The sequence below is a fragment of the Actinomadura sp. K4S16 genome, from assembly GCF_008327685.1.
In the GTDB taxonomy this organism is placed as follows: Bacteria; Actinomycetota; Actinomycetes; order Streptosporangiales; family Streptosporangiaceae; genus Spirillospora.
The window spans coordinates 257,350-276,965 of sequence record NZ_BDDE01000011.1 but is presented as its reverse complement, the minus strand read 5'-3'; the positions used below and the strand labels follow the sequence as shown (position 1 = coordinate 276,965).

17 protein-coding genes are annotated in these 19,616 nt (G+C 73.7%); 5 read left to right on the top strand and 12 right to left on the bottom strand.

The window, feature by feature from the left end; genetic code table 11:
* Positions 1 to 10 precede the first annotated feature (10 nt).
* On the top strand, positions 11 to 946 hold the full coding sequence (locus tag K4S16_RS08425) for a TIGR03619 family F420-dependent LLM class oxidoreductase (protein ID WP_235036658.1): 936 nt from the start codon (positions 11 to 13) through the stop codon (positions 944 to 946).
* On the opposite strand, the gene K4S16_RS08420 is transcribed toward K4S16_RS08425, so the two are convergent.
* Entirely contained in the window at positions 947 to 1,387 is a 441-nt protein-coding gene (locus K4S16_RS08420; RefSeq protein ID WP_149258295.1) for an Lrp/AsnC family transcriptional regulator, read from the bottom strand. It lies immediately after the preceding gene.
* Between the two features lie 107 nt (positions 1,388 to 1,494).
* Positions 1,495 to 2,550 (bottom strand): LacI family DNA-binding transcriptional regulator, encoded by a 1,056-nt coding sequence (locus K4S16_RS08415; protein WP_235036657.1) that lies wholly within the window; start codon positions 2,548 to 2,550, stop codon positions 1,495 to 1,497.
* Positions 2,551 to 2,662: 112 nt separating this feature from the next.
* Between K4S16_RS08415 and K4S16_RS08410 the strand changes: the two genes are divergently transcribed.
* Entirely contained in the window at positions 2,663 to 3,910 is a 1,248-nt protein-coding gene (locus K4S16_RS08410) for an ABC transporter ATP-binding protein (RefSeq protein WP_149258294.1), read from the top strand.
* A 135-nt stretch (positions 3,911 to 4,045) separates the two neighbouring features.
* Here K4S16_RS08410 and K4S16_RS08405 read toward each other — a convergent pair whose 3' ends face one another.
* From K4S16_RS08405 to K4S16_RS08385, 5 genes are all read right to left on the bottom strand, one after another.
* Positions 4,046 to 4,984: a carbohydrate ABC transporter permease gene (locus K4S16_RS08405; protein ID WP_149258293.1), complete on the bottom strand. Its 939-nt coding sequence runs from the start codon at positions 4,982 to 4,984 to the stop codon at positions 4,046 to 4,048.
* A complete protein-coding gene (locus tag K4S16_RS08400; protein WP_149258292.1) occupies positions 4,981 to 6,366 on the bottom strand; it encodes a carbohydrate ABC transporter permease in 1,386 nt (461 codons plus the stop codon). Before K4S16_RS08400 ends, K4S16_RS08405 begins: the two co-directional genes overlap by 4 nt.
* A 24-nt stretch (positions 6,367 to 6,390) precedes the next feature.
* A complete protein-coding gene (locus K4S16_RS08395) occupies positions 6,391 to 7,758 on the bottom strand; it encodes an ABC transporter substrate-binding protein (protein WP_149258291.1) in 1,368 nt (455 codons plus the stop codon).
* Positions 7,755 to 8,984 carry an ABC transporter ATP-binding protein gene (locus tag K4S16_RS08390; protein WP_149258290.1) on the bottom strand — a complete coding sequence of 410 codons (1,230 nt, stop codon included), beginning with the start codon at positions 8,982 to 8,984 and terminating at the stop codon, positions 7,755 to 7,757. The genes K4S16_RS08395 and K4S16_RS08390 overlap by 4 nt, the downstream gene beginning before the upstream one ends.
* A 256-nt stretch (positions 8,985 to 9,240) precedes the next feature.
* Entirely contained in the window at positions 9,241 to 10,362 is a 1,122-nt protein-coding gene (locus K4S16_RS08385) for a Xaa-Pro peptidase family protein (protein ID WP_149258289.1), read from the bottom strand.
* A gap of 86 nt (positions 10,363 to 10,448) precedes the next feature.
* Between K4S16_RS08385 and K4S16_RS08380 the strand changes: the two genes are divergently transcribed.
* The 3 genes from K4S16_RS08380 (at position 10,449) to K4S16_RS08370 (ending at position 13,815) form a co-directional block, all read left to right on the top strand.
* Positions 10,449 to 11,369, top strand: a complete 921-nt coding sequence (locus K4S16_RS08380; protein ID WP_149258288.1) for a 5'-3' exonuclease — start codon at positions 10,449 to 10,451, stop codon at positions 11,367 to 11,369.
* A gap of 208 nt (positions 11,370 to 11,577) precedes the next feature.
* Positions 11,578 to 12,303 carry a Crp/Fnr family transcriptional regulator gene (locus K4S16_RS08375; RefSeq protein ID WP_149258287.1) on the top strand — a complete coding sequence of 242 codons (726 nt, stop codon included), beginning with the start codon at positions 11,578 to 11,580 and terminating at the stop codon, positions 12,301 to 12,303.
* A 93-nt stretch (positions 12,304 to 12,396) separates the two neighbouring features.
* Positions 12,397 to 13,815 (top strand): RNB domain-containing ribonuclease, encoded by a 1,419-nt coding sequence (locus K4S16_RS08370; RefSeq protein WP_149258286.1) that lies wholly within the window; start codon positions 12,397 to 12,399, stop codon positions 13,813 to 13,815.
* Positions 13,816 to 13,829: 14 nt separating this feature from the next.
* Here the strand turns inward: K4S16_RS08370 and K4S16_RS08365 are convergent, their stop codons facing one another.
* The 5 genes from K4S16_RS08365 to nirB form a co-directional block, all read right to left on the bottom strand.
* Positions 13,830 to 14,018 (bottom strand): hypothetical protein, encoded by a 189-nt coding sequence (locus K4S16_RS08365; RefSeq protein WP_149258285.1) that lies wholly within the window; start codon positions 14,016 to 14,018, stop codon positions 13,830 to 13,832.
* 219 nt (positions 14,019 to 14,237) lie between these two features.
* Complete coding sequence (locus K4S16_RS08360; RefSeq protein WP_149258284.1) at positions 14,238 to 14,555, bottom strand: DUF2470 domain-containing protein; 318 nt, start codon at positions 14,553 to 14,555, stop codon at positions 14,238 to 14,240.
* Positions 14,552 to 15,442: an amidohydrolase family protein gene (locus tag K4S16_RS08355; RefSeq protein WP_149258283.1), complete on the bottom strand. Its 891-nt coding sequence runs from the start codon at positions 15,440 to 15,442 to the stop codon at positions 14,552 to 14,554. The genes K4S16_RS08360 and K4S16_RS08355 overlap by 4 nt, the downstream gene beginning before the upstream one ends.
* Positions 15,443 to 15,466: 24 nt before the next feature.
* A complete protein-coding gene (locus tag K4S16_RS08350) occupies positions 15,467 to 16,939 on the bottom strand; it encodes an FAD-dependent oxidoreductase (RefSeq protein ID WP_235036656.1) in 1,473 nt (490 codons plus the stop codon).
* The gene (gene nirB / locus K4S16_RS08345; RefSeq protein ID WP_149258282.1) at positions 16,936 to 19,437 is read right to left on the bottom strand and encodes a nitrite reductase large subunit NirB; all 2,502 of its coding nucleotides are present in this window, start codon (positions 19,435 to 19,437) and stop codon (positions 16,936 to 16,938) included. Before nirB ends, K4S16_RS08350 begins: the two co-directional genes overlap by 4 nt.
* Positions 19,438 to 19,616: the final 179 nt, after the last annotated feature.

The following is a 19,616-nucleotide window of genomic DNA, read 5'->3' as shown; positions in this document are numbered from 1 at the left end:
TCGCGCCGGAATGGGTAAGGGGGACGCCGTGGAGATCGGGTTCGCGGTTCCGGGGTCGGGCGCGTGGGCGACCCCGCGCAACCAGGTGGCGGTGGCGCGGCGGGCCGAGGAGCTCGGCTACCGCTCGCTGTGGACGCTCCAGCGGGTCCTCAACCCCGCCGGGTCGCGGGACCTCACCTACCGCAACGTCCCCGACCCCCTGATCACCCTGGCCTACCTCGCCGCCCACACCACCCGCGCCCGCCTGGGCGTCGCGGTCGTGAACCTGCCGTTCTACGCGCCGCCGATCCTGGCCAAGCAGGCCGCCACCCTCGACCACGTCAGCGGCGGGCGCCTGGACCTCGGCCTCGGGATCGGCTGGATGCCCGAGGAGTTCGCCGCGGTCGGCGCCCCGATGGAGCGGCGCGGGGCCCGCGCGGAGGAGTTCATCGGCGCGCTGCGCGCCCTGTGGGCGGGCGGGCCCGGGGACGCGGCGCGGTTCCGCGGCGAGTTCTACGACATCCCGCCGGTGACCATGGACCCGCGGCCGCTCCAGCCGTCCGGTCCGCCGATCCTGCTGGGCGGCGGCGCCGAGCCCGCGCTGCGGCGCGCCGGCCGGATGGCGGAGGGCTGGGTCAGCTCCAGCCGCGCCGACCTCGCCGCGATCGGGCGCTCCATCGACATCGTGCGGGAAGCCGCCGAGGGGGCCGGCCGGGACGCGTCCGCGCTGCGGTTCGTGTGCCGGGGCGCGGTCCGGATCCGGCCCGCGGGCCGGGAGGGCAGGCGCCCGCTCACCGGCTCCTACGAGGAGATCCGCGGCGACTTCGGGGCGCTCGCGCGGCAGGGCGTCACCGAGCTGTTCGTCGACCTGAACTTCGATCCCGAGATCACCGGGCCGGACGCCGACCCGGAGGCGTCGCTGGAGCGCGCCCAGGAGGCGCTGGAGGCGTTCGCACCCGGGGCCTGACTACAGGGGCGGGCGCCGCGCCTCCCAGGGGGTGCTGAGGACGACCGTGGTGCGCGTCGCGACGTTCGCGGCGGCGCGGATCTTCTGGAGCAGGTCCTCCAGCTCGTTCGGGGAGGCGACCCGGACCTTGAGGATGTAGCTCTCGTCGCCCGCCACCGAGTGGCACGCCTCGATCGCCTGGAGATGCGCCAGCCGCTCGGGGGCGTCGTCGGGGGCGGCCGGGTCGATCGGTTTGATCGACACGAACGCGGTCAGCGGCAGGCCGATCTGCCGGGTGTCGAGCTGCGCGGCGAAGCCGGTGATGACGCCGCGCTTCTGCAGCCGCCGGACGCGCTGGTGCACCGCCGACACCGACAGCCCCGTCTCCTTGGCCAGGTCGGTGAAACTCATCCGCCCGTCGTCGGCCAGCAGCGCCATGATCTGACGATCGATCTCCTCCACGCGGGAAATCTAGCGCGCCGGAGCCGGTGCGCGGGCCCGCATGGGATCACGGATCGGCCTTGCCCGCCGGGGCCGAGGCCCCGGCGGGCCCCGGTGAGGGGCGAAGGTCAGCGGCGCACGGTGCGCAGCGGTCCGCAGCTGCCGCGCACCACCAGCTCCGTCGGCAGCAGGACCGGGCCTCCGCGGCCGCGCCGGGCGGGCTCGCGCAGCAGCAGCTCGCAGGCGCGGTAGCCGATGTCGTGGCCGGGCCTGGCCACGGCGGTGAGCGGCGGGTCGCACAGCTCGGCCCACGCGACGTCGTCCATCATGGCGATGGACACGTCGGCGGGCACCCGCAGGTCCAGCTCGCGGGCGACCAGCACGGCGGCCTCGCCGAGCAGGTGGCCGGCGGCCAGCACGGCGGTGGCGTCCGCGCGGCGCTGCAGCAGCCCGGCGGCGGCGGCGTAGGCGGCGTCGCGGGCGGGCCGGGCGGCCACGATCAGGTCCTCCTCCACGGGCACCCCCAGCTGGGCCAGGGTCTCGCGGAACGCGCGCTCGCGCACCCCCGGCGGGCGGCCCGGCGCCCCGCCGAGGAACCCGATGCGGCGGTGCCCGAGCCCGACGAGGTACTCCGCGAGGGACCGGACGCCGCCCGCGTCGTCGGCGAGGACGGACGGGACGTCCGGCAGCCCGGGCAGGACGCGGTCGGCGAACACGACGCTGGAGCACACCCGGGCCGCGGCGCGCCAGTCGGCCTGGTCCCCCGCGGGCAGCGCGATGATCCCGTCGACCCGCTGCTCGACGAGCCGGTCGACGATCTCGGCCTCGCGGGCCGGGTCGCCGTGCGCGGCGTCCACGATGACGTGCTCGCCGAGGGTGCGGGCGCAGGCCAGCACGCCCGCGACCAGCTCGGCGCAGAACGGGTCGGTGACGTCGGGGACGACCAGGCCGATGCCGCCGCTGCGGCGCAGCTTCAGCCCCCGGCCGAGGGCGCTCGGCCGGTAGTCCAGCTCGCGGGCCGCCGCCAGCACCCGTTCGCGGGTCGCGGCGCTCGCCGAGCCCGTCCCGGAGAACACCCGCGAGACGGTGGCGATGCCGACGCCCGCCGCCGCGGCCACGTCCTTGATCGTCGCCGACCGCCGCTCCGCCATGACCGCCCCGCCCCTCTCGACCGTTTCGATCATCTTCTCACGATGAGTCTCCCCTGGAAACGATTCCATGATGTTTACTCCAGCCATTACGACATATCCCCTGCTCGACAGGGGAACGGCGGAAACGTTTCCACAAGGGGTTCGGATGGCCAAGATCGTGCTGGACCGGGTCGACAAGGTGTACGGCGGCGGCGTCAAAGCCGTCGACGGGCTCGACCTGGAGATCCGCGACGGGGAGTTCATGGTGCTGGTCGGGCCGTCCGGCTGCGGCAAGTCCACCGCGCTGCGGATGATCGCCGGCCTGGAGGAGATCAGCGGCGGGAAGATCTCCATCGGCGACCAGGTCGTCAACGACCTCGCGCCGAAGGACCGCGACATCGCGATGGTCTTCCAGAACTACGCCCTCTACCCGCACATGACGGTGGAGCAGAACCTCGCGTTCGGCCTCAAGCTGCGCGGCACGCCGAAGGCGGAGATCAAGCAGAAGGTCCGCGACGCCGCCAAGATGCTGGGGCTCGAGCAGTACCTGTCCCGCAAGCCGGCCGCGCTGTCGGGCGGCCAGCGCCAGCGCGTCGCGATGGGCCGCGCCATCGTCCGCCAGCCGCAGGCGTTCCTGATGGACGAGCCGCTGTCCAACCTCGACGCCAAGCTCCGCGTGTCCATGCGCGCCTCCCTCAGCCAGCTGCACGAGCGGCTCGGCGTCACCACCGTGTACGTCACCCACGACCAGGTCGAGGCGATGACGCTGGGGTCGCGGGTGTGCGTGCTGCGCGAGGGCAAGCTGCAGCAGGTCGACACCCCGCAGCGGCTGTTCGACAACCCCGTCAACCTGTTCGTGGCCGGGTTCATCGGCTCGCCGGCGATGAACTTCGTGCTCGCCGACCTCGACACCGGCGACGGCGGGGCGCGGGTCTCCTTCGCCGGCTACACGCTGCCCGTCCCGGCGGCCGTCCTGGACGGCAGGCCGGGCCTGCGCGACTACCTCGGCCGCAAGATCATCCTCGGCGTCCGCCCGTCGGACTTCGAGGACGCCGCGCACGCCCAGACCGGCTGGGCGCCGATGGCGGTGCGCAGCAGCGTCACCGAGGAGCTCGGCAGCGAGATCAACGTGATCTTCACGATCGACGCGCCGCCGGTCGAGCACAAGGACACCGCCGACCTCGCCGAGGACGCCGCCGAGGGCGAGGGCGACATGGCGATCCCGCTGATCGAGAACAAGGCGCTGTGGACGGCCCGCGTCAACTCCCGCTCGCACGTGCGCCCGGGGCAGGACGTGGACCTCGCCGTGGACACGCGCCGCCTGCACTTCTTCGACCCGTCCAGCGGCCTGGCCATCGGGCACCCGGGCGTCGCCGGGGCGCACGGCGCCGCGGACCTGAGCAAGTCCGGCTGACCCTCACAAGCGCGAAGCGCACCAGGGGGTGTGGGGGATCGTTCCCCCACAATGATGCGCCGGAACAGATCGGTGCCCACGGCCTCGGAGAGGCCGTGGGCACCGTCGCGCGGGGGACCGTCTCGTCCCCGGAGGTCACTTCACCGAGCCCGCGAGGACTCCCTGGACGAAGTAGCGCTGGAAGGCGAAGAAGACCGCCAGCGGGACGACCAGCGACAGGAACGCGCCGGGCGCGAGGATGTCGATGTTGCCGGTGAACTGCCGCATCTGCGACTGCAGCCACTTGGTCATCGGCTGCGACTCGGTGTCGGCGAACACCAGCGCGACCAGCAGGTCGTTCCACACCCACAGGAACTGGAAGATGCCCAGCGAGGCGATCGCCGGACCGCCCAGCGGGAAGATCACCCGGCGGAAGATCGTCCACTCCGAGCCGCCGTCCATCCGCGCCGCCTCCAGCAGGTCCCGGGGGATCGCCGCGAAGAAGTTGCGGAGCAGGAAGATGGCGAACGGCAGCCCGAACGCGACGTGGAACAGCACCACGCCGGTGACCGAGCCGAACATCTGGAACCCGCCGAACTCGATCTTGCCGTAGAGCTTGGCGACCGGGATCAGCGCGACCTGGATCGGCACCACCAGCAGCGCCACGACGAGCAGGAACAGCCAGTCCCGTCCGGGGAACTCCATCCAGGCGAACGCGTAGGCGGCCAGCGAGGCGATCGCGACCACCAGCAGCGTCGCCGGAACGGTGATCAGCACCGTGTTCCAGAACGAGTCGACGAAGTCGCCCTTGTCCAGCAGCGCGCTGTAGGACTCGGTCGTCAGCTGCGCCGGCTTGGCGAACACGTTCCACCAGCCGTCGGCGTTGTTGTCCTCGTTGGAGCGCAGCGAGGCGACCAGCAGGCCGAGGGTCGGCACCAGCCAGAACACCGCGATCAGGACCAGCAGCGCCTGGGCGGCGGTCCCCCCGACCTTCCCTACGACGCGGGCGGCCACACCCCGGCGCGGCGCTCCCGCCGCGCCGTTGCCGCCGCCGGCCCCGGAGGGCGCCGGGGCGTCCTTCTCCGCGGTGCTCATTTGCGCTCCTGCCGCATTCGCCGGACGTTGAACAGCATGGCGGGCAGCACGAGCAGGAACAGCAGCACCGCGATGGCGCTGCCGGAGCCCTGGTCGTTGCCGCCGCCGAACGACTCGGTCCACATCTGCAGGGCCAGCACGCTGGCGTTCGGATCGCCGCCGCCGATGATGTAGACGAGGTCGAAGACCTTCAGGACGTTGATGACGAGCGTCACCAGCACCACCATCAGGACGGGCGCGAGGAGCGGGATCGTCACCCGCCGGAACACCTGCCACTCGGTGGCGCCGTCCACCCGCGCCGCCTCCAGCGCGTCGCGCGGGATGGCGGCGAGCCCCGCGGCGATCAGCACCATCGCGAAGCCCGACCACACCCACAGGTACGACACGATGATCGCCGGGGTGATGAGGGTGTCGCCCAGCCACTCGGCGCCCTGGTAAGCGGTGGTGAAGTTGTCCTTGGGCAGCCGGATCGTGTACGCCCCGTCCGGCACCTTCTTCATCGTGAACGTGCCGTCGGCCTCCGTGGTCGCCTTGGCGACCACCTTGCCGCCCTGGACCGCCTCGACCCGGATGCCCGGCAGGCCGGACTCACCGGAGTTCGGGGCGTTCTGCTGCCCGCCGCCGCCCCGGGTGAAGTCGAACCAGACCGTGCCGGTCAGCTGGCCCGGCTTGGCTGCCGGGGGCTGCGCGGCGGGCTCGGCTGACTTCGGCAGGTACTCGGGCTTGACCCTCAGCAGCGGGACGAGCGCGCTCTGCCCGGCCGAGACGGGCCGCACCGTGACCACGGCGCCGCCCTCCTGTCGGACCGGTGCGCTCCCGCCGCCGCGGGGCGCGGCGCCCGGGTAGGTGGTGTCCTGCCGGAACATGTCGTGGATCGCGACCATCGCCGCGTTCGCCACGCCCTTGTCCGGGTCCTGCTGGTACACCAGCCGGAAGATCACGCCGGAGGCGAGGAAGGAGATCGCCATGGGCATGAACACCACGAGCTTGAACACCGTCGCCCACCGGATCCGCTCGGTGAGGACGGCGAACAGGAGGCCCACGATCGTCACCACGGTCGGCGCCACGACGACCCAGATCGCGGTGTTGCGCACCGCCACGAGGTTGTCGTGCCCCTTGAAGATCCCGGTGTAGTTGTCGACGCCGACGAACGAGCCGCCCGAGGCGTCGAAGAAACTGCGGATCACCGAGTAGACGATCGGGTAGACGACCAGGAAGCCGAGCAGCAGCAGCGCCGGCAGCAGGAACATCAGGGCCAGCCACGAGGGCGGGGTCAGCCGCTCGCGCGCCCCGCGGCGGCCCTGGGGGGCGGCCGGAGCGGCGACGGCGGCGGCGCCGCCGGCCGTCGCGGCCGGCGGCACCTCCTCATTCGGAGCCTTCATTCAGGGGTTCCCTACTTGTGGGCCCTACTTGTACGCCTTGGCCGCCTCGGCCTCGAGCTTGGCCTGCGTGCCCTTGACGTCGGTCGGGTTCTGCACGAACTGGCGCAGCGCCTCCCACTCGCCCTTGCCGGGGGTCGCGCCGAACGCGGCGGGCGCCAGGTCGGACATGTCGTAGCGGGCGGCGTCGCCGGACTGCTGGAGCTGGGTGACCAGCTGCTTGGCGATCGGGTCGGAGTAGGCGTCGGGCTTGACGTTCTTGTTCGGCGTCAGGTAGCCGCCGAGCCCGGCCCACACCGTGCCCGCCTCGGGCGAGGCGAGGTACTTCATGAGCTCCTGCGCGCCCTTGCCGTCCTTCAGCGCGACCGCGACGTCGCCGCCGAGGATCGCCGGGGCGGTGTCGCCGGCCTTCGGGAAGGCGAACACCTTGGCGTCCGTGCCGACCTTGGCCTTGGTGGTGGCGATGTTGGCGGCGGCGAAGTCGCCGCCGTACACCATGGCGGCCTTCTGCTGGCCGAACACCTGGGTGACCGACTCGTCGAACTTGGTCTTGGTCGCGGTCGCGACGCCGCCGTTCAGGTAGTCGCCCTTGCCCCAGATCTCGGCGAGCGTCTCCAGCGCCTTGCCCACGCTGGGGTCGGTCCACTTGATCTCGTGCTTGGCGAGCTTGTCGTAGTTCTCCGGCCCGGCCTGCGACAGGTAGACGTTCTCGAACCAGTCGGTCAGCGTCCAGGAGTCCTGCGGCCCCGCGGCGAGCGTGAACGGGGTGGTGCCCGCGTCCTGCAGCGTGCCCGCCGCCTTGGTCAGGTCGGCCCACGCCGCGGGCGGCTGGACGCCGGCCTCGTCGAGCGCCTCCGGCCGGTACCAGAGGATCGACTTGTAGGCGGCCTTGACGATGACGCCGTAGGTCTTGCCGTCGGAGGAGCCGAGCTCCTTCCAGTACGGCGCGAAGTTCTGGCCGACCTGCGTCACCACGTCGTCGGCGAGGGGCTTCAGCGCGCCCTTGCCGGCGTACTGCTGCATCAGGCCCGGCTGCGGCAGGATCGCCACGTCCGGCGGGTTCTTGGCCTCGATGCGCGGGCCGAGGTAGGCGTCGGTGTTCTCACCGGTGGAGGCGTAGTTGACCTTCGCCCCGGTCTTCTTCTCGAACGCCTGCAGGACCTTGCGGAAGTTCGCCTCCTCCGGACCGGTCCACTTGGCCGCGACCTCGATGGTGGTGCCCTTCAGCTCACCCCCGCCCGCGGGCCCGGAGTCGTCGCCCTTGTCGTCGCCGCCGCACGCGGCGGCCGCCGACAGCAGCAGGCCCGCCGCGACGGCGGCTCCCGTCACCCGCCGGCCGAAGCCGGATCGGGGGGTGCGGGGGGAGGTCCCCCCGCCGGCAAAGCTGACCGTCATTCCTCATCCTCCCTGGCCGGAGCGGCGTCGCCTGGTCCCCAGATCGACGCGCCCGTCTCGATATCGAAGAAGTGCAGGCGGCCGGTGTCGACGCGGATCGTCACCGGGTCGCCCACCTTCACGCGGGTGCGCGGGCTGAACCGCGCGACCAGGTCCGTGCGGGGCTTCTCCAGGTGCCCCAGCACGTCGGTCCCCGCGTCGCGCGCGAGCTCCTTGGTGTCCTCGGTGACGACCTGGGACGCCTCGATCGCGAAGTGCACCAGCACGTCCGAGCCCATCGCCTCCACGAGGTCGGCGGTGGAGGTGAGCCCGGACCCCTCGGGCGTCTCCACGAGCTCGGAGTCCTCCATGTCCTCGGGCCGGATGCCGACGACGACGTCGCTCCCGAGGTGGGACGCCAGGGCCGGGCGCTCGGTCAGCACCTCGGCCGGGAGCGTCAGGGTCTGGCCGCCGATCTCCAGGCGCGGGTTCGCCGCGTCGCCGGACAGCGTGCCCTGGATCAGGTTCATGGCCGGTGAGCCGATGAATCCGGCGACGAACAGGTTCGCCGGCCGGTCGTAGAGCTCCTGCGGCGCGGCGACCTGCTGCAGCCGCCCCTTCTTCATCACCGCGACCCGGTCGCCGAGCGTCATCGCCTCGGTCTGGTCGTGGGTGACGTAGATGGTGGTGACGCCGAGGTCGCGCTGGATGCGCGCGATCTCGGCGCGCATCTGGACGCGCAGCTTGGCGTCGAGGTTGGACAGCGGCTCGTCCATCAGGAAGGCCTGCGGCTCGCGGACGATCGCGCGGCCCATCGCGACGCGCTGCCGCTGCCCGCCCGAGAGGTTGCGGGGCTTCTTGTCCAGGTAGTCGGTCAGGCCGAGGGTCCGCGCGGCCTTGTCGACCTTCTCCCGGATCTCGGACTTCGGCAGCTTGCGCAGCGACAGCCCGAAGCCGATGTTGTCGCGCACCGACAGGTGCGGGTAGAGGGCGTAGCTCTGGAACACCATCGCGACGTCGCGGTCCCGGGACGGCACCCGGTTGACGACCCGGCCGCCGATCGTGACCTCGCCCTCGGAGATCTCCTCCAGCCCGGCGACCATCCGCAGCGCGGTCGTCTTGCCGCAGCCCGACGGGCCCACCAGGACGAGGAACTCCCCGTCGGCGATGTGGAGGTTCAGGTCGGTCACGGCCCGCGTGCCGTCGGGATAGACCTTCCCGACGCTGGTCAGGTCGACCTCTGCCACGGCGTCTCCTCTTCGTCACGGCACGTTGATGCGGAGGAATTTCGTTTACCCCCGCGTAACAGTGCAACAAGGAGGTACAGGGCCGGACGCCCGGACCGCAACCGGCAGCGTACGGTCCGGAGCATTTGGTGCAGAGATCGTTACCGGGCCGTTTCCGCCTCAATTTGAGACGACCGAAAATGACACGTGGGCATGAACCAGAACCCGTTCATGCCCACGTGCCCGTCGAGGCGTCCCGGCGCGTCCGGGACCGGTGTCAGTCCACGACCACCAGCCCGCGCTCGGTGGTGTTCATCGGCTCGTAGCCGTCCTCGGTGCACACGACGATGTCCTCGATGCGGGCGCCGTGCGGCCCCGGGTAAATGCCCGGCTCGATCGAGAACGCCATTCCCGGCTCCAGCGGCTCGCGGTTGCCGGCGACGATGTAGGGCTCCTCGTGCGACTCCAGTCCGATGCCGTGGCCGGTGCGGTGGAAGAAGTGCTCGCCGTGCCCGGCGGCGGCGATGATGTCGCGGCCCGCCGCGTCCACCGCCTCCGGCGTGGCCCCCGGGCGCACGGCCTCGCACGAGGCCCGCTGCGCCTCCAGCAGCACCGCGAAGTACGCCTGGTAGTCGGCGGGCGGCTCGCCCACGCAGTAGTTGCGGGTCGAGTCCGAGCAGTAGCCGCTCGGCATCGTCCCGCCGATGTCGACCACGACGGGCTCGCCGGGCCGGATGACCCGGTCCGACAGCTCGGCGTGCGGGTTCGCGCCGTTCGGACCCGAGCCGACGATGACGAAGTCGACCTGGGCGTGCCCCTCGGCGATGATCGCGTCGGCGATGTCGCGGCCGACCTCGCGCTCGGTCCGGCCGGCCTTCAGGAGGCCGGGGACCAGGCGGTGCACGCGGTCGATCGCCTCCCCCGCCTCCCGCAGCGCGGCGACCTCGGCCGCGCTCTTGCGCATCCGCAGCTCCCGCAGCACGGCCCCGGCCGCGGTCTGCTCGGCGCCGGGCATCGCGCCGCGGAACCGCAGCGCCATCACCGCCCACATCCGGTCGGCCAGACCGACGGTCCCCACGTCCCGCGGGAGGCGGTCGGCCACCAGCGCGTACGGGTCGTCGGTCTCGTCCCACGGCACCAGCTCCAGCCCGAGCGAGCCCGCCGGCGACTCCTGGGCGGCGGGCAGCTCCAGCCTCGGGACGACCAGGAACGGCTCGCCGTCGGCCGGGACCACCAGGCAGGTGAGCCGCTCCAGCTGCTTGGCGTCGTACCCGGTGACGTACCGCAGGTCCGGGCCGGGTGTCAGCAGCACGGCCCCGAGGCCCGCCTTCGCCGTCGCCTCGCGCACCAGGCCGACGCGCTCGCGCGGATACAACTCCGTTGTCACATCCGTCTCCATATGTTCGATCCTCTCCAGTGGCCGGTACCAGGATCCCAGGGGCGTCCGGGCGCCGCCGACCCGGCCCGCGTGGCAGCATGTGGCCCATGAGCGGGCTGATGCTGCTGGACACGCCGTCGTTGTACTTCCGCGCCTTCTTCGGGGTCCCCGAGTCGGTGACGGCGCCGGACGGGACGCCGGTGAACGCCGTGCGCGGGCTGATCGACATGATCGCCCGGCTCGTCCAGGACCGGCGCCCGGACCGGCTCGTCTGCTGCATGGACGCCGACTGGCGGCCGGCGTTCCGGGTGGAGGCGCTGCCCTCCTACAAGGCGCACCGGGTCGCCGAGGACGGCGGCGACCAGACGCCCGACGCGCTGGAGGCCCAGCTCCCGCTCATCGACCGGGTCCTGGACGCCGTCGGGCTGGCCCGCGCGGGCGTTCCCGGCTACGAGGCCGACGACGTGATCGGCACGCTCGCGGTACGGGGCGCGAAGGACGGGCCGGTCGACATCGTGACGGGCGACCGCGACCTGTTCCAGCTCGTCGACGACCGCGGTCCCGTCACCGTCCTGTACACCGCCCGGGGGATCCGGAACCTGCAGGTGATGGGCGAGAAGGAGGTCGCGGCCAAGTACGGCATCCCGGGCCGCGGCTACGGCGACTACGCCACGCTCCGCGGCGACCCGAGCGACGGGCTGCCCGGCGTGCCCGGCGTCGGCGACAAGACCGCCGCCGCGCTCGTCACCCGGTTCGGGTCGGTCGACGGGATCCTCGCGGCGCTGGACGCGGGCACCGACGAGGGCTTCCCGGCGGGCGCGCGCCGCCGGATGGAGGCGGCCCGCGACTACCTGGCCGCCGCCGAGACGGTGGTGCGGGTCGTCACCGACATCGACGCCCCCGAGCTGGCGGGCCTGGACGACCGGCTGCCCGCCGAGCCGCGCGACGCAGAGGCCCTCGTGGAGCTGGCCGACACCTGGAACCTGTCCAGCCCCGTCAACCGCCTGCTGAACGCGCTCTCCCGCTGAACCGCCCCTTTTCCGCTGCAATTTGCGCCGAGAGTGTCGGATGACACAGACGGCGCGGTCTCCGGCGTGCAGCATGCGGAACAGTGAGGGGTTCTCATTGGCACATGCAGGCGACCGGTACCCGCGGCACTTGGGCCTCAACGCCCCACTCCCCCCAATTGCCGTGGGTACCGGTTCATCCGAGCCCCGGACCTGAGACGGACGTGCCGTGAGCGAGCGGACCGGAACCCGCGGCGGCCTCGCCGCCGACCCCGGCGGAGGATTCTGGGACGCCCTGGACGCACCGGAGCGCGCGGCGCTGCGGAACGCCGGGCGGACCCGGAGCTACCAGCCGAGGGCGCCCCTGTGCTACCAGGGCGACGACTCCGACCACATCATCGTCATCGAGTCGGGCTGGGCGAAGGTCACCTGCGCCGGCGAGGACGGCCGCGCGGTCGTGCTCGCCGTGCGCGGGCCCGGCGACCTGGTCTGCGAGAGCGCGGTGCTCGGCCGCCGCGAGCGGTCGGCGACCGTGCAGGCGCTCGACCACGTCCGGGCGCTGATCGTCCCGGCGACCCGGTTCACCGCCTTCCTGGACGCCCATCCGCGCGCGTGGCGGCTGGTCAGCGGCACGTTCGTGCGGCGGCTCGACGACGCGGACCGCAGGCTGCGGGCGCACGTGTCGGCGCAGGGCGCGCGGCGGCTGGCGATCCTGCTGGCGGACCTGGCCGACCTGTCGGCCCGGCACGCCCCGCCGGTCGGCGGCGGGCCGATCGCGATCGCGCCGCCGCTGTCCCAGGAGGAGCTCGGCAGCTGGATGGACGCCTCCCGGGAGACCGTGGCGCGGGCGCTGTCCGCGCTGCGGCGCGAGGGGCTGGTCAGCACCGGCTGGCGCAGGGTCACCGTGGAGGACCCGGCGGGGCTGCGCGCGTTCGCGGACTCCTCCGAGGAGTGAGCGTCCGGCGGCCGGACCGCCGGCGGCCGGACGACGCCTTTACATTGTAGATTCACAGAGAGATCGACGGATTCGTCCCGTACGCTCGGTTGTGTGCCGCGCCGACCGCTGCGACTGCGTACCGCCCAGGCCGACGCCGAGGTCCGCGCGGGGCTCGACCGGATCCGCGCCGAGTTCTCGGTGCCCGGCGCGTTCCCGCCCGCCGCCCTCGCCGAGGCCGCCGCGTCCGCGCCCCCGTCCAACGGCCGCGTCGACCTGCGCGACGTCCCCTTCTTCACCCTCGACCCGCCCGGCTCGCTCGACCTCGACCAGGCGATGCACCTGGAGCGGCGCGGATCGGGGCACCGGGTGCGGTACGCGATCGCGGACGTGGCCGGGTTCGTCCGCCCGGGCGGCGCGCTCGACACCGAGGCCCGCGCCCGGGGCGTGACGCTGTACCTGCCGGACGCGAACGCGCCGCTGCACCCCCGCCCGCTCTCGGAGGGCAGCGCGAGCCTGCTGCCCGGCCGGGAGCGCCCGGCCGTGGCCTGGACGATCGACATCGACGACGCCGGGCGGATCACCGGCGTCGACGTGCGGCGCGCCGTGGTCCGCAGCCGCGCCCGGCTCGACTACGCCACCGCCCGGCGCGACGGCGGCGACCCGCGGATCGCGCTGCTCGGCGAGATCGGCGAGCGGCTCATCGCGGCGGAGGCCGCACGCGGCGGCGTGAGCCTGCCGCTGCCCGAGCAGGAGGTCGTGCACGCGGGCGGCGGCTGGGCGCTGAAGCTGCGCGGCGACCTCGCGACCGAGGCGTGGAATGCGCAGATCTCGCTGCTGACCGGGCGTGCCGCGGCCCGGCTGATGCTGGACGGCGGCGTCGGGCTGCTGCGCACCATGGCGCCCGCGCCCGCCGAGGCCGTCGAGCGGCTGCGGCTGGCCGCCCGCGCGCTCGGCGTGTCCTGGCCGGGGGACGCCTCGTACGGCGACATCGTCCGCGCCCTGGACCCGGCGCTGCCCCGGCACGCGGCGTTCCTGCACGACGCGGCCGGGCTGATGCGCGGCGCCGGCTACACCGCGTTCGACGGGACGCCGCCCGAGCAGGCCGTGCACGCCGCCGTCGCCGCCCCGTACGCGCACGTCACCGCGCCGATCCGGCGGCTGGCCGACCGGTACGCCACGGAGGTGTGCCTGGCCCTGGCGGCCGGCCGCCCCGTCCCGGGCTGGGCGCGGGAGGCGCTGCCGGAGCTGCCCGAGGCGATGCAGCGGGCGCTGCGCCGGGGCGCCGACATCGACCACGCCTGCGTCGACCTGGTCGAGGCGCTCCTCCTGCGCGACCACGTCGGGGACGTGTTCGACGCGGTGGTCGTGGACGTCAACGGCGACCGCACCGGCGGGCGCGTCCAACTGGTGGCGCCGCCCGTGTTCGGCCGCTGCGACGGGGAGGGGCTGCCGCTCGGCGAGCAGGTCAAGGTGCGGCTGGAGGAGGCGGACCCGGCGCGCCGCCGGGTCCGCTTCTCCCGCGCGGAGTGAGTCCCGCGACGCCGTCAGCGGCGGGCGCGGCGGCGCGGCCGCCAGCCCGCCGAGGTGCCGGTGCCGACGCCGCCGAGGTGCAGGGCGAGCAGCAGCAGGCCGAGGACGGTCAGGGTGCCGTTGTTGATGGCGTCCGAGGTGATGTCGGCCAGATCGAACAGCAGGGCAAGGGCGAAGACGATCGCGGCGACGATCGCGAGCATGTCGGCCTCCGTGGGGGTCGGGGGCCCACCGCGGGCCCCTCGGGTGCCTACCGGATCTCCTCCAGCCCGCCCCCGAAACCGTGCACCCTTTCCGGTTGTCCGATATTCGGATTAACACCACAAAACAGCCCGTGCCGGTCACGCCCCGTCGCGGCGCGGCTGCTCACCGGGTTCCCCGGCGGGCGCGGCGCCGGTCCGGCACCCGGCCCGCCGGCCGCCTTACGGGCCGTCCGGAACGTCCCGGCGCTCGGCGAGCGCGGCGCGGGCCCGCTCGGTCATGCGGACGACCTCGCGGCGCACCTGCGGGCGCTCGGTGAGCCGCTCGCCGAACGGGATCCGGACGGTGTGCTCGACCCCGCCGTCCGCGACGGCGAACTCGATGCCCTCCGCGTCCAGGCCGGTCATCCGGGCCGCGGTCGCCCCGGGGCGGCCGCCGAGCGCGCGGCAGATCGTCAGGCAGTCGGCGGCGTGGTCCTCGTTCATGTGGCGCGCGATCTGCCTCACGACGTCGTCGGTGAAGGGGTCCGCGTCGGTCATGGGTGGTCCTTTCGCTTGGGCGCCGGCGGGAGGGCCAGGTCCTTGTAGATCCGGAGGGCGTTGCCGCCGAGGACGAGCCCGAGGGTCTCCTCGTCCAGGTCGAGGGCGGCGCCGACCGCGCGGGCGTTGCGGGCGACGCCGGGCACGCCGGGCCAGTCGGTGCCGAAGACGAACTTGCGGGCCAGGCGCCGCAGGTCGTGCCGGGCGTAGTACTCGGGGAGCCGCCGGGGCGGCAGCCCGGACAGCTCGATCCACACCTCCTCGCGCGACAGCGCGAGGAACGCGGCGGCGTCGTACCACCAGCCGCGGCCGCCGTGGGCGAGGACGAACGTCAGGCCGGGGAACAGCCGCAGCACGTCGTCGACCGGCGCGGGGTCGGCGTACCGGTTGGCCGAGCCGGGGAACGAGCTCGTCCCGCAGTGCACGACGACGGGGACCCCGGCGTCGCGGCACACCTGGTAGGCGGGGTAGAGCTCCGGGTCGGCGACGCTGAACCCGCCGTGCACCGGGTGGAGCTTGAGCGCGGCGGCGCCGAACCCGAGCTGCCGCTCGACCTCGGCGTCGACCGGGTAGTGCAGGTGCGGGTTCACGTTGGCGATCGGCCTGAAGCGCCGCGGGTTGTGCTCCAGGAGCGGCCGCAGGTCCTCGATGGGCTGCGTGCCGGTGGTCCGCGGGCTGTACTCGCACAGCAGCAGGGCGATGTCGACGCCCTCGGCCTCGAAGTAGGCGTCGACCCGCTCGGGGACGAGGGCGCCCTCGTCGTCGTAGAGGTCCTGCCACGGGTGGGACGAGCCGAACTCCTCGGCCCAGCGCCGCCAGGCCGGGCGGAGCGTGGGCAGCCGGGCGGCGTGCACGTGCGCGTCGATCAGCGGGCGTCCGTCGAGCATGCGGCGGAGCCTACCCGCCGCCCCTCACGCGGCGCCGACGGTGTCCTGCTCGTCCAACCAGGCGAGGATGCCCTCCACGGCGGAGCGGCAGCTTCCGCAGCCGGTGCTCGCCCGGGTCTCCCGCGCGACGGCGTCGGCCGTGCGGGCGCCGCCCTGCCAGCAGGCGCGGATCCGGCCCTTGCTGACGTTGTTGCACTGGCAGACGGTCGCCGCGTCCGGCATCCGCAGCGGCGACTCGGCCTCGGCGGCGCCGCCGGCGCCGGGGAACAGCAGGCCGAGGCGCTCGGCGGGCAGCGGCGCGGCCCGGTCGTAGAGCTGGGTGAGCGTCCCGGCGGTGGAGGTCTCCCCGAGCAGGATCGCGCCGATCAGGCGCCCGTCCCTGATCACCGCCTTCTTGTAGGTGCCGCGCGCGGCGTCGGTGAAGCGCACGACCTCCACGTCCTCGTCGTCGTCGCCGAAGTGCGTCTCGCCCATCGACGCCAGCTCGATCCCGGCGGCCTTGAGCCGGGTGATCTGGCGGGCGCCGGTGAACCGCGCCGCGGGCTCGGTGCCGGCGAGCAGGCCCGCGAGCACCGCCGCCTGCTCCCACGCGGGCGCCACCAGCCCGTACACCTCGTCGCGGTGCTCGGAGCACTCGCCGATGGCGCGCACGGACGGGTCGGTGACCGACCGCAGCTCGTCGTCGACGACCACGGCCCGGCCGACCGCCAGGCCCGCCTTCCGGGCGAGCGACACCTCGGGCCGCACGCCGCAGGCCAGGATGACCAGGTCGGTGTCGATGACCTCCGTCCCGCCGCCGGGCAGGCCCAGCTCGACGCCGGTCACCGCGCCGCCGGCGGTCCGCAGCCCCGCCACCTCGGCCTGCAGCCGGGTGCCGATGCCGAGGGCCGCCAGCGTGCGGGCCAGGACCTTCCCGGCGGCGGGGTCGAGCTGGCGCTCCATGAGGTGCCCGGCCAGGTGCAGGACGGTCACCTCCAGCCCGCGCCCCATGAGCCCGCGCGCGGCCTCGATGCCGAGCAGGCCGCCGCCGACGACGACCGCGCGGCGCGCCGACTCGGCCAGCTCGGAGATGCGGCGGCAGTCCTCCAGGGTGCGGAAGACCTGCGCGCCGCGCGGCAGGCCGTCCCGCAGGCCCGGCATCGGCGGGATGAACGCGGTGCTGCCGGTCGCGAGGACGAGCGTCCCGTAGGGGGTGACGGTCCCGTCCGAGGCGTGGACGGTCCGCGCCTCGCGGTCGATGCGGGTGACCTCGACGCCGAGCCGGGCGTCCACGCCGTGGGAGGCGTACCAGGCGGCGTCGACCAGGCTGATGTGGTCGGGCCGCGTCATCCCGGCCAGGACGTTCGACAGCAGGATCCGGTTGTAGGGGCGCTGCGCCTCCGCGCCGAACACCGTCACCGGCGTGGCGGCGTCCCGGGCCCGCAGCTCGTCCACGAACCGCGAGCCGGCCATGCCGTTGCCGACGACGACGATGCCGGCGGTGTCTGCGGGACTCACCGCTTCACCTCCAGGGGCAGGGGTCGGATCTGGTCGCGCTCGGTCCCGAAGGCGATGCTCGGGTCGGGGGTCTGCGGCGCGTTCACGAACGAGACGAACCGGCGGAGCCGCTCGGGGTCGTCGAGGGTGTCGCGCCACTCGTCGGAGTAGGACGCGACGTGGCGGGCCATGGCGGCGTCGAGGTCGGCGCAGATGCCGAGCCGGTCGTCCACGATGACCTCGCGCAGGTAGTCCAGGCCGCCGTCGAGGGACTCCAGCCAGGTCGCGGTGCGCTGCAGCCGGTCGGCGGTGCGGATGTAGAACATCAGGAACCGGTCGATGAGAGTGATCAGCTCGTCGTCGGCGAGGTCGGTGGCGAACAGGTCGGCGTGCCGGGGCCGCATGCCGCCGTTCCCGCCGAGGTAGAGGTTCCAGCCGTTCTCGGTGGCGATGACGCCGAAGTCCTTGCTCTGCGCCTCGGCGCACTCGCGGGCGCAGCCGGACACGGCCGACTTCAGCTTGTGCGGGGCGCGCAGCCCCCGGTACCGCAGCTCCAGGCGGATCGCCATCGCCGCCGAGTCCTGGACGCCGTAGCGGCACCAGGTGGACCCGACGCACGACTTCACCGTGCGCAGCGCCTTGCCGTAGGCGTGGCCGGACTCGAACCCGGCCTCGACGAGCCGCCGCCAGATCTCGGGCAGCTGCTCGACGCGGGCGCCGAACAGGTCGATCCGCTGCCCGCCGGTGATCTTGGTGTAGAGGCCGAAGTCGCGCGCCACCTCCCCGATCACGATGAGCCGCTCGGGGGTGATCTCCCCGCCGGGGACCCGCGGGACCACCGAGTAGGTGCCGTTCTTCTGCAGGTTGGCGAGGAAGTGGTCGTTGGTGTCCTGCAGCGCCGCCTGCTCGCCCTCCAGGATGTGGCCGTTGCCGAGGCTGGCGAGGATGGAGGCGACGACCGGCCTGCAGATGTCGCAGCCGCGGCCCGTCCCGTGCTCCTCGACGAGCTGGGTGAAGCTCGTGACCCGCCCCGCCCGGACGATGTCGAACAGCTCGGCGCGGCTGTAGGCGAAGTGCTCGCAGAGCGCCTTGCTGACCTCGATCCCGGCGGCGGTCAGCTCGGCGTCCAGGATCCGCTTCACCAGCGGGACGCAGCTGCCGCAGCTCGTCCCGGCCCGGGTGCATTCCTTCACGCCCGGCACGTCGGTGAGGGAGTGCTCGGCGATCGCGCAGCGGATGCCCTCGGCGGTGACGTTGTTGCAGGAGCAGATGACCGTCGCGCCGGGCAGGTCGCCGCCCGCGGCCTCGGTCCCGCCGAACAGCATCTGCTCGGGCGCGCCCGGAAGGCTCCCGCCGACGTGGGCGCGCAGCGTCCCGTAGGACTCGGCGTCGCCGACGAGGACGCCGCCGAGCAGGGTCCGCGCGTCGTCGCTGACGACGAGCCTCTTGTAGACGCCGACGACGGGGTCGGTGTAGGTGACGCCGAGGGCGCCCTGCTCGGGGCCGGCGAACGGGTCGCCGAAGCTGGCGACGTCGACGCCCATCAGCTTGAGCTTGGTCGACATGTCCGCGCCCTCGAACACCGCGGTGCTCGCCTCGGACAGCAGCCGGTCGGCGACCACCTCGGCCATGGAGAAGCAGGGCCCGACCAGCCCGTACACCGCGCCGCCGACGAGGGCGCACTCGCCGATCGCGAAGACGGCGGGGTCCTCGGTGCGGCAGGAGGCGTCCACCACGATCCCGCCGCGCTCCCCCACCGGCAGGCCGCAGCCGCGGGCCAGCTCGTCGCGCGGGCGGATCCCGGCGGAGAACACCACGACCTCCGCGTCGACCACCGTGCCGTCCTCCAGGACGACGCGGCGGACGGATCCGTCCTCCCCCGCCTCCAGGGCGCGCATCGGGGTGCCCGCGTGCACGGCCATGCCGAGCGCCTCGATGTGGCGGCGCAGCATCGCGCCACCGCCCTCGTCCAGCTGGCGGGGCATCAGCCAGGGCGCCACCTCCACGACGCCGCTGCGCAGGCCGAGGCCCTGGATCGCGCGGGCCGCCTCCAGGCCGAGCAGTCCTCCGCCGACGACGGCCCCGGTCTCCTTGCCGCGCGCGTAGGCGCGGATCGCGTCCAGGTCGTCGATCGTGCGGTAGACGAACACCCCCGGCAGGTCCCTGCCCTCGACCGGCGGCACGAACGGCGACGACCCGGTGGCCAGGACGAGCGCGTCGTAGGCGACGGCGCCCCCCGCCGAGGTCGTGACGGTCCGGGCGGCGCGGTCGATCCCGGTGACCCGCTCGCCCGTCCGCACGGTGACCGCGCCGTCGTGCGCCGGGTAGGCGAGGTCGGCGCCCTCCAGATGCGTCGTCAATGCCACCCGGTCGTAGGCGGTCCTGGGCTCCTCGCCGATCACCGTGATCGTCCACGTGCCGGCGGTGTCGCGCTCGCGCACCGCCTCCACCAGGCGGTGCGCGGCCGGCCCGTGGCCGGCGACGACCAGGCGCTTGTCCGGTCTGCTGTCGGCTCCCATGGCCCCGATCGTCGGCGGCCCGTATTTCCCGGAGGCATCGCCGCCGTCATCCCCGCGTTAACTGGGCCTCACAACCGACACGCCCGGTATGTGGGGACGCGGGAACGGGCGCGATCCTCCCCGCCGCCGCTTCGCCCCAGGGGCGCACCGTGCCGCACCCGTCCCGGTCGTGCACCATG

What these genes read in the sequence shown, in the direction of transcription:
- K4S16_RS08385 (WP_149258289.1), bottom strand. Translation starts at nt 10,362, where the DNA reads ATGGAGACGGATGTGACAACGGAGTTGTATCCGCGCGAGCGCGTCGGC.
- nirB (WP_149258282.1), bottom strand. Translation starts at nt 19,437, where the DNA reads ATGGGAGCCGACAGCAGACCGGACAAGCGCCTGGTCGTCGCCGGCCAC.
- K4S16_RS08425 (WP_235036658.1), top strand. Translation starts at nt 11, where the DNA reads ATGGGTAAGGGGGACGCCGTGGAGATCGGGTTCGCGGTTCCGGGGTCG.
- K4S16_RS08360 (WP_149258284.1), bottom strand. Translation starts at nt 14,555, where the DNA reads ATGACCGACGCGGACCCCTTCACCGACGACGTCGTGAGGCAGATCGCG.
- K4S16_RS08400 (WP_149258292.1), bottom strand. Translation starts at nt 6,366, where the DNA reads ATGAAGGCTCCGAATGAGGAGGTGCCGCCGGCCGCGACGGCCGGCGGC.
- K4S16_RS08365 (WP_149258285.1), bottom strand. Translation starts at nt 14,018, where the DNA reads ATGCTCGCGATCGTCGCCGCGATCGTCTTCGCCCTTGCCCTGCTGTTC.
- K4S16_RS08355 (WP_149258283.1), bottom strand. Translation starts at nt 15,442, where the DNA reads ATGCTCGACGGACGCCCGCTGATCGACGCGCACGTGCACGCCGCCCGG.
- K4S16_RS08410 (WP_149258294.1), top strand. Translation starts at nt 2,663, where the DNA reads ATGGCCAAGATCGTGCTGGACCGGGTCGACAAGGTGTACGGCGGCGGC.
- K4S16_RS08405 (WP_149258293.1), bottom strand. Translation starts at nt 4,984, where the DNA reads ATGAGCACCGCGGAGAAGGACGCCCCGGCGCCCTCCGGGGCCGGCGGC.
- K4S16_RS08395 (WP_149258291.1), bottom strand. Translation starts at nt 7,758, where the DNA reads ATGACGGTCAGCTTTGCCGGCGGGGGGACCTCCCCCCGCACCCCCCGA.
- K4S16_RS08380 (WP_149258288.1), top strand. Translation starts at nt 10,449, where the DNA reads ATGAGCGGGCTGATGCTGCTGGACACGCCGTCGTTGTACTTCCGCGCC.
- K4S16_RS08415 (WP_235036657.1), bottom strand. Translation starts at nt 2,550, where the DNA reads ATGATCGAAACGGTCGAGAGGGGCGGGGCGGTCATGGCGGAGCGGCGG.